This window comes from Halegenticoccus soli, assembly GCF_002844195.1.
In the GTDB taxonomy this organism is placed as follows: Archaea; Halobacteriota; Halobacteria; order Halobacteriales; family Haloferacaceae; genus Halegenticoccus; species Halegenticoccus soli.
In genome coordinates, this window is record NZ_PEND01000002.1 from 341,468 (window position 1) to 355,111 (window position 13,644).

A 13,644-nucleotide genomic window follows, 5' to 3' on the forward strand; every position below is an offset into this window, starting at 1 on the left:
GTCAGAAGGTGACGCCGGCGGAGAGCAGGATCGCGTACGTGATGAACCAGAGCGTGAAGGTCATGAACGCGACGTAGATGTAGTCCTTGGGCCCGAACTCCTCCACGTCGACGCCGACCAGCCGCAGCAGCGGGAACTGCGCGAGCACGAAGGCCCCGAGCACCAGCACGGACTGGACGTCCCGGGCCGCCGCCACAGTCGTGCCGAAGAGGAATCCGGACACGAGGCCCGCAGCCACGCCGGCGAGGCAGGCGAGCGTCGTGACCGTCACCCCCCGCATGTGGTCGGAGAGGCCGGTAGCCGTTTGCGTAGCCATGTTCGAAGGTGCGGTAGCGGGCGTCAAAAGGCGTTCGATTGCGCCGGGATTCGGCTCGAAACGCGCGCTGCGCCGGACGGGTTTCCGACGCGTTCGTCCGTCCGTTGTCTCCGTCCGGCGTCTCCGTCAGACGTCTTCCCCCGCCCGACATACCAGTCGTCCGATCGGCGTCCCGCTTTTATGCGAGAACGGTGTACCCTCCACGTGATGACTTCGTCCGCCACCAGCGCGTGTCCGCTCTGCGACCACGCGTGCGCCGACCGGAACCACCTCCGCCAGCACCTGCACAGACACCACCGGAAGATCGAACTGATCGACACGTACCTGGAGACGACGGACCGGCGTCGACCCATCGAGGCGTAGCGAAAGTCCCGGCCCGTCCCCGTCCCCGCATCCGCTTGCTGTCGACGCCCCGTCCCGCTGTCGACGCTCCGCCGCGACGTCGGCCTCTCGTCGTTCGGTCGACGAACGTCCGGAGCGGCGGTCGGTCATCAATCTTTATGCCGGTGGCGCGTTTCGATTCGTAACGATGGCTGGAACAGACAAAGAGAGCCTCGACGATCTCCCGCCGAGCGCGAAGTTGGTGTTCAAAGTACTGGAGTACAACGGCCCGCTCACGCAGAAAGGGATCGTCGAGGAATCGATGCTGTCGGCCCGGACGGTTCGGTACGCCCTCGAACGGCTGGAGGGCATCGGCGTCGTCGACGAGGACGTGTACTTCGCCGACGCCCGCCAGAACCTCTACCAACTGAACACCGAGGCCGACGGGGGTCAGGAGTCGATCGACTCCCGGACCCGCGGAAACTCCGAGAGCTCGGAGGAGAAAACCGAGGCGTGCTGCGCCGAATAACTCAGTTCTGCTCGCCGTAGACCCGATCCTACCACCGCTCGGTCCGTCGCGCGGCCGGCACGGCACCCCGGACCCCACGTTTTTCGCGCCTCCGAGCCGCCGGGCCGCCTATCGTCCCCGTGGGATCCTCTCGTCGGCGAATTAGAGCGTTTCAGCGGCTCTGGGGTCGCCGACGCGGTGATCAGCTACTTCCAACCGGCCCGGAACGTCGAGTGAGAACACGGAGATCCAGGGGGCCGCGACGAGTCAGAAGCGATTCGTCGGTTTCGTACCCGATCGGGCGAATTGAAGCCACCGGGCCAGTTCTCGCCTACGTCCCGAAGTGAAGTCGCCCCATGCGCCGACGAACCCCCGTCGTCGCGGCTACGCCGGCACGACGGTGATCTGCCGCTTCCGATCGATCGCGTTCTCCAGTTCGTCGGCGATGGCGCTGCCGCGCGACACCTGGATGTCGCCGCCGCGGCCGACGGTCGCGGTGAAGAGGTACTCGCCGCCCGCCCGCACCTCGACGGTCTCGCCGACGTGCTCGTCCATCCGGATGACCACGTGGCGGGAGGTGATCTCGGGCGTGACGACCTCGCCCTCGGGCTCGCCGACCTCCCCGCCGTACGACGCGCCGCCGCTTCCGCCACCGCCACCGCGGCCGCCGCTACCGCCGAACTGCGGGTTGTCCTCGTGGGTCCGGACGTCGATGTCGATGCCGAGGCGCTCTTCGATGTCGTTGATGCGGCCGCCGCCCTTGCCGATGACGTAGGAGATGTCGTCCTCCTCGACGTACACGACCGCCTTGTCGCCCCCTTTGAGCCGCACGTCGACGTGCCCGCGGGCGACCGAGCGGATCTCGCGCTCGATCTCCTGGCGGGCGATGCGGTTGACGCCCGTGTCGTCGCCGTCGCCCTCCCGGAGCGGGACCGTGACGACCTGCCGGTTGAACGAGTAGATCTCGTACACCGGGCGGCCGGTCTCGAAGTCGCGGACCTGGATGACCGGGCGGGCGAGGTCTTCGGCCGTGAGTCCCTCCGGCACCTTCACCTCGGTCGTCACGTCGTACACCGTGTGGACCTCCCCCGCGTCGATGTAGACGACGGTGTCGACGACCTGCGGGATCATGCCGAGTTCGACGCGGCCGACGAGCCGCTGGAGCGCGTCGATGGCGCGCGTGGCGTGGACGACGCCGACCATCCCGACCCCGGCGAGGCGCATGTCGGAGAAGACGCCGAAGTCCTCCGTCTTCCTGACCTCGTCGTAGATCGTGTAGTCCGGGCGGACCAGGAGCAGCGAGTCGGCGGTCTTCTCCATCTGCCCGGCGAGGGCGGTGTACTGGGTGATCTCCGGGCCGACCTGCAGGTCGCGCGGCTTTTCCATCGTCTTGACCGCGTAGTCGTTGTCGTTGAGGAACTCGGCGACCGCCTGCGCGAACGTCGACTTGCCCGCCCCCGGCGCGCCGGAGATGAGGACGCCGCGCTGGCGCTCGGCGAGGCGCTCTTTGAGCTCGTCCGCGAACTCGTAGTCTTCGAGGTCGGTCTTGACGATGGGGCGGACCGCGGTGATCTCGAGGGCGTCCGCGAACGGCGGACGGGCGACGGCTATCCGGAAGTCGTGGAACTGGACGATCGTCATCCCGGGCTCCTGGAGCTCGATGAACCCCTCGGGGCTGGCGCGGGCGCTCTCCTCGACGTCGTGCGCCCACGACCGCAGCTGCTCCTCGGTGGTGACGTCGTCGCGGATGGTCTGGTAGTGCATGTCGCCGATCTCGCCGCGCTTTGCCTTCGGCCGCGTCCCCACCTTCAGGTGGACGCTCATCGTCCCCTCGTCGAAGAACTCCTCGATGGCGAGGTGTTCGACGTCGCGCCCGCGCGGCTCGACGTACTCGACCGCGAGGCCCTTCGCCTTGCTGACCTCCGCCTGGACGGCGTCGCTCGTCAGGAGCGTCGCGTCGTGTTCGGCCGCGATATCACGGATGAGGGCGTCGACGTCGCCCTCGTGGGCGGCGTCCTGTTCCCCCGCGCTCGGCCGACGGCCGACGAACTCGACCGACACCTCGCCCTCGTCGGCGTACCCGACGAGGCGCTGTAGCTCCTCGAGGCCCTCCCAACCGCTGTCGTGTCCGGCGTTCGCCTGCGATTCGAGCTCGCCGACGACCGCCTCCGGGACGAACACGGTCGCGTCGGCGTACGCCCCCGAGTCGATCCGCTCGGACACGCGACCGTCGATGACCGCGCTCGTGTCCGGCACTACGTTCATATGAGTACTGCGTAGGCGAGCCTGATAAGAGTATATAACGGCCCGCGTCCGCGGCCGGAGCCACGCGGCGCCTCGTCGCCGTCCCCGGGCGGAATCTGTCGAGCGCGGATTCTTCCGAGACGGCGTCCGCTCACAGGGGTTATCGTAGCCGACCGGAGGGAACGAGCCCCCGGCCGGGTACGGGAGATCGATCCCGCGAGAAGAGTGCCTTTGAACTCCTCCGATAACCCCTCTCAGCCCTCCTCGGCGTCGTCCGGCGAGCCGTGTTCCGATTCGACCCACTCCTCCTCGTCGGCGCTCGCCTCCCCGTCCTCACCTTCGTCCTCGCTTTTCTCCGCTTCTTTTTCCTCCTCCTCTTCCCCCTCGTCCGAGTCGCCCTCGCGGCGGTTCGTCTGTTCGACGGCGTCCACGTCCTGCTCGCCGCCGCCGTACTGTTCCTGATCCCCTTCGTTCTCCGAGTTGTCGGTGTCTTCGGTCACGATTGCTCCCTCCGCCTCCGAGTTGGGCGCGGCGGCGGTTAACTTCGCTGCGCGGAAAAGCAAGGGGCCGTCGGGTCGCTTAATGCGACGGGCGTCCGTGTCGCACCCATGCAAACGGTCACAGAACTCGCCCGCGCGCTCGTTTCGATCCCCAGCCACGAGGACGAGACCGCGGCGGGCGACGCCATCGAGGCGTGGCTCCGCGAGCACGCGGACGCCGACGTGCTGCGCGACGCCGCCGGGAACGTCATCGCCCGAAAGGGCTCCGGGGACGTCTCGCTCGCGCTGGTCGGTCACCACGACGTGGTCCCCCCGGCCGACGAACAGACCGACGAGGACGGCGGGTACGTCGTCGAGGTGCGCGACGGCCGGCTGTACGGCCGCGGCGCCGCGGACATGAAGGGGGCCGTCGCGGCCGCGATGGTCGCCTTCCGGGACGCGGACCCCTCGTGCGAGCTCGTCTTCGCCAGCTTCGTCGGCGAGGAGGTCGGCGGGACGGGCGCGCGGGCGGCCATCGAGGGGACCGCCGACGCACGCGGACGGAGCGGATCAGAAGCTCGCGGAGACGCGTCCGAAGCTCGCGGGAGCGGCGCCGACTCCCGCGGCGGGTTCGCACCCGACTACGCCATCGTCGGCGAGGGCTCGACGAACTACTCCGCGGAGGGCGTGACCGACGTGGTCGTCGCCCACAAGGGCCGCCGCGGGAGCACCATCACGGCGCGGGGCGAGGCCGTCCACGCGAGCGTCCCCGAAACCGGGGTGAACGCCGTCTACCGCGCGTGCGACGCGGTCGACGTCGTCCGGGACATGGCGTTCCCGGCGGTCGAGGTGTTCGGCGAGCGGGTCCGCGGGAGCGTCGCGGTCACCGGAATCGACGGCGGGTCGGCGTGGAACGTCGTTCCCGAGACGTGCACCGTGACGGTCGACGAGCGGACGGTCCCCGGCGAGCGCGCCCCGCTGGAGCGCGTCGAGGAGATCGAGGGCGTCACCTGGCGGGTGGATCAGGACCTCCCGCCGATGGCCTGCGACGACGAGGCGTTCGCCGAGACGGTGCTCGACGCCGCCCGCCGCGTCCAGGAGGGCGAGCCGCAGCTCGTGACGAAGCCGCACGCGACCGACGCCGGGTGGCTCGCGCAGGCCGGGACGACGTGCGTCGTCTGCGGCGCGTCCGAACCGGGCGAGGCGCACACGAAAACCGAGAGCGTGGGTCTGGACGTACTGGACCGCTGCTACCGGATCTACCGCAACGCGGCGGAGTCGCTGTGACGGGTGCCGTGACGGCTCCCACCGCGCTCTTTCGGGCCGCCCCGACTCGCGCTGACCGCCTACCCAGCCTGAAGCGCCTCGAACTCCGTCCCGTCGCGCTACCTCGACCGGCGCGCGCCGCCGACGTCGAGCACGCGGACGCTGTCGATTCCGACGACCGTGCACCCGTCGCGTGCGGACGCTCCGACGAGGATCAGGAAGGCGTCGTCGGGTTCGAGTTCGAGGTCACGGACGCGGAACTTGAACACCGTGTCGTTCGTGCCGCTGCCGTTGACGTCCTCGACCGTGAACCGGATCGGCTCGGCGTACCGGCCGTCGGACGTCTCCAGCAGGCCCCGGATCTCCCGGCAGTTGCGGTCGTACGTCGGGTCCCGGTAGTCCTGGCAGCGGCCGAACGCCGCGTCGTACTCCCCCTTGACGGGGTAGAGCTTCACCGATCCGGGGGCGAACCGCGGCCAGCCGGCGGCCACGCTCACCACCCCGTTACTCCCGGGGTTGATGGCATTCGGACAGCTGTCGGGCTTCACGTCGACCCAGCAGGCGCGACAGCAGTCGGTCGCCGCAGCCCGTCCCGCCACAGCCGGCAGGACGAGGGCGGCGCCGGCCGCGACGGCCGCGCCGCTCCGCAGGACGCGCCGGCGGCTGACGCCGGTTTCGATTTCCGCTCCGCTCGACACCGCTGATTCGTTCCCGCGAATCATAGTTCAGTATACACGTCGCGGGCGGGAATATCTCTTCCGCCTGTAAGTCCACCCACGCGTCTGTACGCCGCGGGGGTCTCTCGGGAGGACGCCGAGGCCGACTTGCGCCGATCCGCGCCAGTCGGCCAGCGCCGACGCTGGTTGCTGCCGATCCGCGCCGACCGACGCCGACCGACGCCCACCACCGTCGACTGACGCCCACCAGCGTCGACCGACGCCGCCCACCGCTCGACGCGGTCCCGTCGATCGATCCCGTCCCGTCGATCGATCTCTTCCCGGTCGCTCAGCCGTCCGTGCGGACGTCCACCGCGTCGATTCCGATGACGCTGCAGTCGCCCTCGGCGTCGTGGCCGGCGAGGATCAGGTGCGCGTCGTCGGGTTCGAGTTCGAGGTCGGCGACCCGGACGGTGAATATCGTGTCGGGCGTTCCGTCGCCGTTCATGTCGAGCACCGCCCAGCTCTCGGGCCGCGCGAAGCGCCCGTCGCGCTCCGCGAGCAACTCCCTGATCCCCCGGCAGTCCCTGTCGTACCGCGGGTTCTGGAAGCTCTGACACCCGTCGAAGCCGGCGTCGACGGACCCCTTCGTCGGAATGAACTTCACCTTCTCCGGGTCGAAATGCGGCCACCCGGCCGCGATCAGGATCACCTCGTCGTCGGGGACGATCGCGTTCGGACAGCAGTTGGGTTTCACGTCGACCCAGCAGACGCGACAGCAGGCGTGGGCGCTCGCTCGACCGGCGAGCGCGGGCAGGGCGACCGCGGCCGAGGCCGCGACGCCTCTCATGAACAGTCGGCGGTCGACGCCGCTCCGCGTTTCCGGGTCGCTCGGCGCCGTCTCCACGGGTTCGAAGGCCATGTGGGGTAACATCGTCAAACACGGAATTAGCACTGCCGGTACCGCCACGTCGAGCGATACGTCGTTTCGACGGGAAGAACGGTCGGTCCGTGTCGCGCGTTTCAACGGGGAGAGCGGTCGACTCGTGCCCGTCGCCCGCCTCGGCGGGGCGGGCGCGCGGGCGGCCCGTCCGTCCCGGCGATCACCAACGCGTCCCGGCGATCCTCTCCGCGCCGGGCGGCGACACCCCGAGCCGACGCCGACAGCGGTTCCGTGTTCCGGAAGCACCGAGTTGATAACGGACGCCCGCACACAGGCAGGGTATGGCAACCGAAGCGAGTTCGGAGGAGGCTCCGGACGCCTATCGTCGCCTGATCGAGAAGGTCCAGCGGATCACGAACGTCGGCAACGCCGCCGGTCTGCTCTCCTGGGATCAGCAGGTGATGATGCCCGACGAGGGGACGCCCGCCCGTTCGAAGCAGCTGTCCGCCCTGTCGGCCATCAGCCACGACCTCCTCGTCGACGACGAGATGGGCGAGCTCCTCGACGAGCTGGAGTCGTCGGAGCTCTCCGACGACCAGGCGGCCGTCGTCCGCGAGGTCCGCCGGCGCTACGAGCGGGAAGCCCGCGTCCCGACGGACCTGGTCGAGGAGATCTCCGAGACCTCCTCGGAGGCGCTCCCCGCGTGGAAGGAGGCGAAGGCGGAGAACGACTTCTCGACGTTCGCCCCGTACCTGGAGAAGCACGTCGAACTCAAGCGGGAGTACGCCGAGCACGTCGACCCCGACCGCGACCCCTACGAGGTGCTGTTCGAGGACTACGAGCCGTACCTGTCGCTCGAACGGGCCGAGGAGATCCTGGACCGCCTCAAGGAGACGCTGGTGCCGATGATCGACGAGATCCGCGAGTCGGACGCCGACCTCGCCGTCGACGCCTTCGCGGGGACGTTCGAGGAGGCCGAACAGGAGGCGCTGTTCCGCGACGCGCTCGACTTCCTCGGGTACCCCTGGGAGCGGGGCCGCCTCGACACCGCGCCGCACCCCTTCTCGATGGGGACGACGTTCGACGCGCGCGTGACCACGCGGTACGACGAGTCGGACCCCCTCGACGGGCTCATGTCGACCGTCCACGAGTTCGGCCACGCCACCTACACCCTCGGCCTGCCCGACGATGCGTACGGCACGCCGCTCGGCCAGGCGCGGGACCTCTCCGTCCACGAGTCGCAGTCGCGCCTCTGGGAGAACCACATCGGCAGATCGAAGGCGTTCTGGGAGGCGTTCCTCCCGACGTTCAAGGAGCACTTCCCGCAGAGCGAGGGCGTGACGGTCGAGGAGGCCTACGAGGCCGCGAACCAGGTGTACGAGGACAACGTCATCCGCGTCGAGGCGGACGAACTCACCTACCACCTGCACATCGTCGTCCGGTTCGAGATCGAGCGCGCCCTCGTCAGCGGCGACCTCGACGTCGAGGACGTCCCGGAGGTCTGGAACGACAAGTACGAGGAGTACCTCGGCATCCGCCCCGACACGGATTCCGAGGGTTGCCTCCAGGACATCCACTGGAGCCACGGCAACTTCGGGTACTTCCCGACCTACTCGCTCGGCAGCGTTATGGCCGCCCAGCTGTTCGCGGCCGCCGAGGAGGACGTCGGCGATCTCGACGGGAAGATCCGCGAGGGCGACTTCGACGACCTCCACGAGTGGCTGACGGAGAACGTCCACCGCCACGGTCAGCGGTACGAGACGAACGAGCTGGTGCGGAAGGCGACCGGGGGGGACTTCACCGCCGACGCCTTCGTCGAGTACGTGACCGACAAGTACGGCGAGCTCTACGGCCTGGAATCGGCCTGAACCACCCTCGCGTCCTCTCACCGTCCCCCTCGCTTTCTTTTTCCGCCCGTTTTCTCTCCCCCTCTCGATCCCCGACGCGCTCGATCGCCTCGACTACCCGGCGCTCGGACGCGTTCCGGCGGCGATCCGCGCCCCGCTCCCGCGCCGTCTCTACTGTGACAACAACTGTCAAAGCCAGTACCTCTAAGTACTGGTATGGCATAGCACAACGTGTATGGCGTCAGCACCGAGCAGAGACGACGAACTGTTCGACCAGTTCCTCTCCGATCGGGGTCACCAGACGGAACCCGTACGCTGGGACCGATCCTATAACAAGAAGCAATGTCCCGAGTGCGGCGCTCTTCACGACCAATCCGCGACGGAATGCTCGGTCTGCGGGTGGGGACCGGACGCCTGAATCGGCGCTTTCCGTTCCGGTAGAGTTATATTCTATTATTTCTGGAGTTATGCTCGGGGAAATATGCCTGAATGTCAGAACTGCGGTTCCTTCGTTACCGCGGACTACGTCCGCGTCTTCTCGCCGAACGACCTGGAGAACCCCCGCGTCTGCCCGCGCTGTAAGGACAAGATCCGCGACGGATCGACCATCCGCGAGGCCCGCTCGACCCGCCGGACGTAATCCGGCGGATCGATCCCGGTCGCGGGATCGCGGGCTCCGCTTCCGCGACGGTCGCCGCGCGCCCGGCGTTTCTTTCCGTTCCCGCCGTTCCTGTCATATGGTCTGCACCCGCGGCTGAGAAGCCACGCCGTTTATCAGGGGGCGGGGCGTGCACGGGGACAATGAGCGATTCCGACGCCCACATCACCCGCCTGTTCGGCGGACCGGGCAGCGGGAAGACGACGGCGCTGCTCGACCGCGTCGACGAGATTCTCGACCGCGACGACGTGGAGATCAGGGACGTGCTCGTCGTCTCGTACACCCGGGCCGCCGCCGCGGAGGTCCGCGAGCGCCTCGCGGAGCGACTCGACGCCTCGCCGCGCTCGCTGCAGGGGAACGTCTGCACGATGCACGCGAAGGCGTACGAACTGTTGAACCTCTCCCGCGGCGACGTGGTGAGCGAGAAGGACAAAAAGGGGTTCTGCGAGGAGTACGGCATCGAGTACGAGGACGAGTACGGCGGGGCCGGCCGCCGGACCGCCCGCTCGACCACCATCGGCAACAAGATCATCGCCACGAGCCAGTGGCTCCAGCGCACCCGCCGGGAGGTCGCGGACTGGTACGACGTGCCGTTCCAGTGGAACGTCGAGAAGGTCCGCCTCCCGCCGGAGATCGATCCGAACGCCCAGGAGGGCAACAAGTACACGCCGACCTGGCCGTCGGACGACGACCGCGTCGACGTGCCGGAGGCCATCAGGGCGTGGCGTGCGTACAAGGGCGAACACGGGCTTGTCGGCTTCGCCGACATGCTCGAACGCGTCAAGCAGCGCTCGCTCGTGCCGAACGTGGACTTCCTCGTCATCGACGAGTTCCAGGACATCACCTCGCTCCAGTACGAGGTGTACGAGGAGTGGAAGCCCCACATGGAGGGCGTTCTCATCGCCGGCGACGACGACCAGGTCGTCTACGCGTGGCAGGGCGCGGACCCGAACCTGCTCCTCGACGCCGACCGCGACGAGGACGTGGTGCTCCCCAACTCCTACCGGCTGCCGTCGCGCATCCTGCACGTCGTCAACCGGGAGATCAGGCACATCGACAAGCGCCAGGAGAAGGACCTCAAACCCCGCAAGGAGGGCGGGGCGGTCGAGGCGGTCGAGAGCCCCTCGATGCTCAACCTCGTCCGCAACGTGCGCTACACCGTCCAGCAGGACGAGGGGAGCATCATGGTGCTGTTCCGGGCGCGCTACCAGATGTTCCAGTTCATCGACGAGTTCATCCGCGAGGGGATCCCGTTCAAGGTGCTCACCGACCAGCGGATGTGGACGGACCGCCTCACGCAGTACGTCCGCGCCGTCGAGCGCCTCTCGGACGACGAGCCGGTCACGGCCCTCCAGGCGCGCCGCCTCGCCGACATGCTCCAGGAGTCGGCCTTCGGGACGAACGACCGCGACGACCTGTTCACCCTCGTCGACGACTACGAGGCCGAGGCCGACGTCGACGACCTGGCCGAGATCGAGGTGCCGGCCGACGAGGTCCGGAACCTCGCGCCGTTCATGCCCGACGCCGCCTCCGCCGGCGACATGGTCCGGAAGGTGACGAGCTTCCAGCGCAAGTCGATCGCCGCCTACTTCGCCGGCGACTACGACGGGATGGACCCCAACCGGGTTCGCGTCGGCACCATCCACAGCGCGAAGGGTCGCGAGGCCGACCACGTCTTCGTCTCGACCGACCTCACCGAGAAGGTGGTCGAGCAGATGGCGGCGACCATCGAGGACCAGGGCGACGTGGAGGGGGTCGAGGAGTTCACGAAGACGACCGACCCCGTGCCGGTCCTGACGGACAACGAGCGCCGCGTCTTCTACGTCGGGATGAGCCGCGCCCGCGAGCGCCTGGTGCTCCTGGAGAACCTGATCGACGGCGCGCCGACGCTCCCGATCAGCGTCCTCCTGTACAACGAACTCCGCGACGCGCCGGCCGAGGAGATGCTGGCCGAGGCGCAGGAGCCCCCCGCGCCCGAGCCGTGATCGAGTCGTGACCCCGCCAACCGGCGATCCCTCTCCGCCGTTCACCGACTCCCCCGAATCGTCCACTGACTCCTCCCCGTCGTCCACCGATTCCCCCCCGTCGCCGCCCGCGGGCTTCGACTTCCTCGACCGGGCGCTCGCCGAGCGCGGGGCGGCCGCGTTCGTCCACGTCGGCGACCGCTTCGACGCCGACCTCCGGTACCTCTGCGGCGTCGCCGGGTACGACGGCGAGGCGGCGTTCGTCTCGACCGGCGACCGGGCGGTCCTCTCGGTTCCGTCGCCCGCGAGCGGGCGGGCGGACCCCGCGTTCGGGGGCGAGGTGCGGGCGCACGACCTCGACGCCTCCGCCGGAGAGCGGGCGTCCCGGATCCTCTCCGATCTGCTCGACGGAACGGACGGGAACACGGTGCTGGTCCCGCGACACGTCCCGCACGACGCGGCGGTCTACCTGCGGCGGACGGGGCACGAGGTGGCGTCGACCCGCGCGGTCGCCCGCGCCCGCGCGGTGAAGACCGGCGACGAGCTCGACCGCCTCCGTCGGGCGCAGCGCGCCGCGACGCGAGCGATGGCTCGCGCGGAGGCGATCCTCGCCGAGTCGACGCCCGAAGGCGACGCGCTCGTCTGGAACGACGACCCCCTCTCGGCCGAGCGCCTCCGTCGGCGGGCGAACGAGACGCTCGCCGGCCGCGGCGCGAGCGACGCCGGGAACACCGCCGTCGAAGTCGGCGGAGGGGGAGGTTTCCCGGGCGAGGGACGAGACGCCGGCGAGGAGCGGTCGGCGGACGCCGCCGAACTCAGCCCGGGCGAAACCGTCACCGTCCGCCTCGCCCCGCGCGGGCCGCACGGCTACCACGGCTTTCTCCGCCGGACGTTCGTCGTCGAGGGCGACGGCGGCTGGGAGCGGCGAGCCCACGTGGCCGCCGAGGCCGCGCTGAACGCGGGGCTCGCGCACGCCAAACCGGGGGAATCGGCGCGAACCGTCCGCGAGGAGGTGCTCGCGGAGGTCGCGGCGTACGGGTTCGATCCGGACGCGTCGGTCGTCGGCGACGCCGGACACGGGGTCGGCCTCGACCGCCGCGAGGCCCCGCGGCTGACGGGCGAGAGCGCCCTCGAAGCCGGGAACGTCCTGGCAGTCACCGCGGGCGTCGACGACCCGGACGAGGGTCGCGTCCTGCTCTCGGATCTGGCGGCCGTCACCGACGAGGGGTGCGAACTGCTCGGCGAGTACCCGCGGTCGATCGTCCCTCGGAGCCGCTAGTCCTGTTCCCCGGAGCCGCTCGTTCCGTTCCCGGTACCACTACTCCTCCCGCGTCCGGCGCGCGTCGTCCCCCTCGGGGTCCTTCACCGCCTTTCCGATCGTCGCCTCGGCGAGTTTCGACGGCACGTCGCCCGGCGTCGTCAGCTTCTGCGGCAGCAGCACCATCAGGACCGCTACGACGAGCAGCGCCCCCCCGAGGAACGTCCGCCCGTCGAGCAGCGCGTTCAGCCCGAACATCCCGACCGGAAGCGCGAAGATCAGCGTCGCCCCCAGGCCGATCATCTCCAGAATACCTATTCTCGCCCGCATCGTTCGTGCGTACTCGGTCGGCGGTGAAAACACCCGCGCCTCGGCGCGCCGTTCGACAGCGGAACCCTTTCGGCCCGACCGCCCCAACGCGGGGGTATGTTCACCGGGATCGTCGAGGGGACCGGCGAGATCGTCGGGGTCGAGGACGCCGAGAGCGGCCGTCACCTTCGCATTCGGGCGTCGGATCTGGACGACCTCCACCACGGACAGTCGATCAGCGTGAGCGGCGTCTGTCTCACGGTCGAAGCGTTCGGCGACGACTCCGACGAGGGCGACCCGGCCGACCGCTGGTTCGAGGTGTTTCTCGCGGCCGAGACGGTCGACAGAACCTACCTCGGCGCGGTCGATGAGGGCGACCGGGTGAACGTCGAACGCGCCCTCCGGGCGGACGGTCGGCTCGACGGGCACGTCGTTCAGGGTCACGTGGACGCGACGACCACCGTCGAGGGGATCGAGCGAGTCGGGGACGACTGGCGCTTCGAGTTCGCCGTCCCCGAGGGCCTGGAACGGTACATCGTGAGCAAGGGATCGATCGCGCTCGACGGGATCAGCCTCACGGTGGCGGAGCGGACCGACGACCGGTTCGCCGCGGCGATCATCCCGACGACGTACCGGCTCACGACCCTCTCGGAGAAGGCGGTGGGGGACCCGGTCCACGTCGAGGTCGACGTGATCGCGAAGTACGTGGAGCGAATGCTCGGGGGGTACCGGGAGCGACTGACGGGCGTCGGGTCGCCGTCGCCGGAGTGATCGGCCGGGGGCGGCGGCGCTCTCTTCGGGACGCTTCCGCGCGCCGTCGTGCCCACCGGACCCATGGTAGGTGATCGCACAAACCGCAAGACGGCGGCGAGTTGGGCCGTACTCCGTATCGAAATGGTTTTAGGGCAAACGTCCGAAAGAGTCCCACAGAGCGC

General features: G+C 69.3%; 15 protein-coding genes. 9 read left to right on the plus strand and 6 right to left on the minus strand.

The features are described from left to right. Nucleotide 1 precedes the first annotated feature (1 nt). The gene (locus tag CNO20_RS06680; RefSeq protein ID WP_101295356.1) at nucleotides 2–316 is read right to left on the minus strand and encodes an EMC6-like membrane protein; all 315 of its coding nucleotides are present in this window, start codon (nucleotides 314–316) and stop codon (nucleotides 2–4) included. A gap of 207 nt (nucleotides 317–523) precedes the next feature. On the opposite strand from CNO20_RS06680, the gene CNO20_RS22925 reads away from it, so the two are divergent. Both CNO20_RS22925 and CNO20_RS06685 read left to right on the plus strand, forming a co-directional pair. After that, entirely contained in the window at nucleotides 524–679 is a 156-nt protein-coding gene (locus tag CNO20_RS22925) for a hypothetical protein (RefSeq protein ID WP_158237370.1), read from the plus strand. Between the two features lie 166 nt (nucleotides 680–845). Beyond that, on the plus strand, nucleotides 846–1,166 hold the full coding sequence (locus tag CNO20_RS06685) for a MarR family transcriptional regulator (RefSeq protein ID WP_101295357.1): 321 nt from the start codon (nucleotides 846–848) through the stop codon (nucleotides 1,164–1,166). Nucleotides 1,167–1,529: 363 nt separating this feature from the next. Here the strand turns inward: CNO20_RS06685 and CNO20_RS06690 are convergent, their stop codons facing one another. Both CNO20_RS06690 and CNO20_RS06695 read right to left on the minus strand, forming a co-directional pair. Continuing rightward, nucleotides 1,530–3,410: a PINc/VapC family ATPase gene (locus tag CNO20_RS06690; RefSeq protein ID WP_101295358.1), complete on the minus strand. Its 1,881-nt coding sequence runs from the start codon at nucleotides 3,408–3,410 to the stop codon at nucleotides 1,530–1,532. 233 nt (nucleotides 3,411–3,643) lie between these two features. Then, the gene (locus CNO20_RS06695) at nucleotides 3,644–3,889 is read right to left on the minus strand and encodes a hypothetical protein (protein WP_143423157.1); all 246 of its coding nucleotides are present in this window, start codon (nucleotides 3,887–3,889) and stop codon (nucleotides 3,644–3,646) included. Nucleotides 3,890–3,997: 108 nt separating this feature from the next. On the opposite strand from CNO20_RS06695, the gene CNO20_RS06700 reads away from it, so the two are divergent. Beyond that, nucleotides 3,998–5,155 carry a M20 family metallopeptidase gene (locus tag CNO20_RS06700; RefSeq protein WP_101295360.1) on the plus strand — a complete coding sequence of 386 codons (1,158 nt, stop codon included), beginning with the start codon at nucleotides 3,998–4,000 and terminating at the stop codon, nucleotides 5,153–5,155. A gap of 98 nt (nucleotides 5,156–5,253) precedes the next feature. Here the strand turns inward: CNO20_RS06700 and CNO20_RS06705 are convergent, their stop codons facing one another. Then, nucleotides 5,254–5,856 carry a hypothetical protein gene (locus CNO20_RS06705; RefSeq protein ID WP_101295361.1) on the minus strand — a complete coding sequence of 201 codons (603 nt, stop codon included), beginning with the start codon at nucleotides 5,854–5,856 and terminating at the stop codon, nucleotides 5,254–5,256. A gap of 283 nt (nucleotides 5,857–6,139) precedes the next feature. Then, nucleotides 6,140–6,712 carry a hypothetical protein gene (locus CNO20_RS06710; RefSeq protein ID WP_101295362.1) on the minus strand — a complete coding sequence of 191 codons (573 nt, stop codon included), beginning with the start codon at nucleotides 6,710–6,712 and terminating at the stop codon, nucleotides 6,140–6,142. Between the two features lie 302 nt (nucleotides 6,713–7,014). Between CNO20_RS06710 and CNO20_RS06715 the strand changes: the two genes are divergently transcribed. From CNO20_RS06715 to CNO20_RS06730, 5 genes are all read left to right on the plus strand, one after another. After that, complete coding sequence (locus tag CNO20_RS06715) at nucleotides 7,015–8,541, plus strand: carboxypeptidase M32 (RefSeq protein ID WP_101295363.1); 1,527 nt, start codon at nucleotides 7,015–7,017, stop codon at nucleotides 8,539–8,541. Nucleotides 8,542–8,755: 214 nt separating this feature from the next. After that, nucleotides 8,756–8,938 (plus strand): HVO_0416 family zinc finger protein, encoded by a 183-nt coding sequence (locus tag CNO20_RS23670; RefSeq protein WP_101295364.1) that lies wholly within the window; start codon nucleotides 8,756–8,758, stop codon nucleotides 8,936–8,938. Between the two features lie 63 nt (nucleotides 8,939–9,001). Further along, nucleotides 9,002–9,160 carry a DUF7563 family protein gene (locus CNO20_RS23245; RefSeq protein ID WP_199174753.1) on the plus strand — a complete coding sequence of 53 codons (159 nt, stop codon included), beginning with the start codon at nucleotides 9,002–9,004 and terminating at the stop codon, nucleotides 9,158–9,160. Between the two features lie 161 nt (nucleotides 9,161–9,321). Further along, nucleotides 9,322–11,163: a UvrD-helicase domain-containing protein gene (locus tag CNO20_RS06725; RefSeq protein ID WP_101295365.1), complete on the plus strand. Its 1,842-nt coding sequence runs from the start codon at nucleotides 9,322–9,324 to the stop codon at nucleotides 11,161–11,163. Between the two features lie 7 nt (nucleotides 11,164–11,170). Beyond that, nucleotides 11,171–12,421 carry a M24 family metallopeptidase gene (locus CNO20_RS06730; protein ID WP_101295366.1) on the plus strand — a complete coding sequence of 417 codons (1,251 nt, stop codon included), beginning with the start codon at nucleotides 11,171–11,173 and terminating at the stop codon, nucleotides 12,419–12,421. Nucleotides 12,422–12,460: 39 nt separating this feature from the next. Here CNO20_RS06730 and CNO20_RS06735 read toward each other — a convergent pair whose 3' ends face one another. Next, nucleotides 12,461–12,730, minus strand: a complete 270-nt coding sequence (locus tag CNO20_RS06735; protein WP_101295367.1) for a DUF7533 family protein — start codon at nucleotides 12,728–12,730, stop codon at nucleotides 12,461–12,463. A gap of 96 nt (nucleotides 12,731–12,826) precedes the next feature. Between CNO20_RS06735 and CNO20_RS06740 the strand changes: the two genes are divergently transcribed. Next, entirely contained in the window at nucleotides 12,827–13,480 is a 654-nt protein-coding gene (locus tag CNO20_RS06740; protein WP_101295368.1) for a riboflavin synthase, read from the plus strand. Nucleotides 13,481–13,644 lie beyond the last annotated feature (164 nt).

Bases quoted from the DNA above. Each gene is read 5' to 3' on its own strand.
- CNO20_RS06680 (WP_101295356.1), bottom strand. From the start codon at position 316: ATGGCTACGCAAACGGCTACCGGCCTCTCCGACCACATGCGGGGGGTG.
- CNO20_RS22925 (WP_158237370.1), top strand. From the start codon at position 524: ATGACTTCGTCCGCCACCAGCGCGTGTCCGCTCTGCGACCACGCGTGC.
- CNO20_RS06685 (WP_101295357.1), top strand. From the start codon at position 846: ATGGCTGGAACAGACAAAGAGAGCCTCGACGATCTCCCGCCGAGCGCG.
- CNO20_RS06690 (WP_101295358.1), bottom strand. From the start codon at position 3,410: ATGAACGTAGTGCCGGACACGAGCGCGGTCATCGACGGTCGCGTGTCC.
- CNO20_RS06700 (WP_101295360.1), top strand. From the start codon at position 3,998: ATGCAAACGGTCACAGAACTCGCCCGCGCGCTCGTTTCGATCCCCAGC.
- CNO20_RS06705 (WP_101295361.1), bottom strand. From the start codon at position 5,856: ATGATTCGCGGGAACGAATCAGCGGTGTCGAGCGGAGCGGAAATCGAA.
- CNO20_RS06710 (WP_101295362.1), bottom strand. From the start codon at position 6,712: ATGGCCTTCGAACCCGTGGAGACGGCGCCGAGCGACCCGGAAACGCGG.
- CNO20_RS06715 (WP_101295363.1), top strand. From the start codon at position 7,015: ATGGCAACCGAAGCGAGTTCGGAGGAGGCTCCGGACGCCTATCGTCGC.
- CNO20_RS23670 (WP_101295364.1), top strand. From the start codon at position 8,756: ATGGCGTCAGCACCGAGCAGAGACGACGAACTGTTCGACCAGTTCCTC.
- CNO20_RS23245 (WP_199174753.1), top strand. From the start codon at position 9,002: ATGCCTGAATGTCAGAACTGCGGTTCCTTCGTTACCGCGGACTACGTC.
- CNO20_RS06725 (WP_101295365.1), top strand. From the start codon at position 9,322: ATGAGCGATTCCGACGCCCACATCACCCGCCTGTTCGGCGGACCGGGC.
- CNO20_RS06735 (WP_101295367.1), bottom strand. From the start codon at position 12,730: ATGCGGGCGAGAATAGGTATTCTGGAGATGATCGGCCTGGGGGCGACG.
- CNO20_RS06740 (WP_101295368.1), top strand. From the start codon at position 12,827: ATGTTCACCGGGATCGTCGAGGGGACCGGCGAGATCGTCGGGGTCGAG.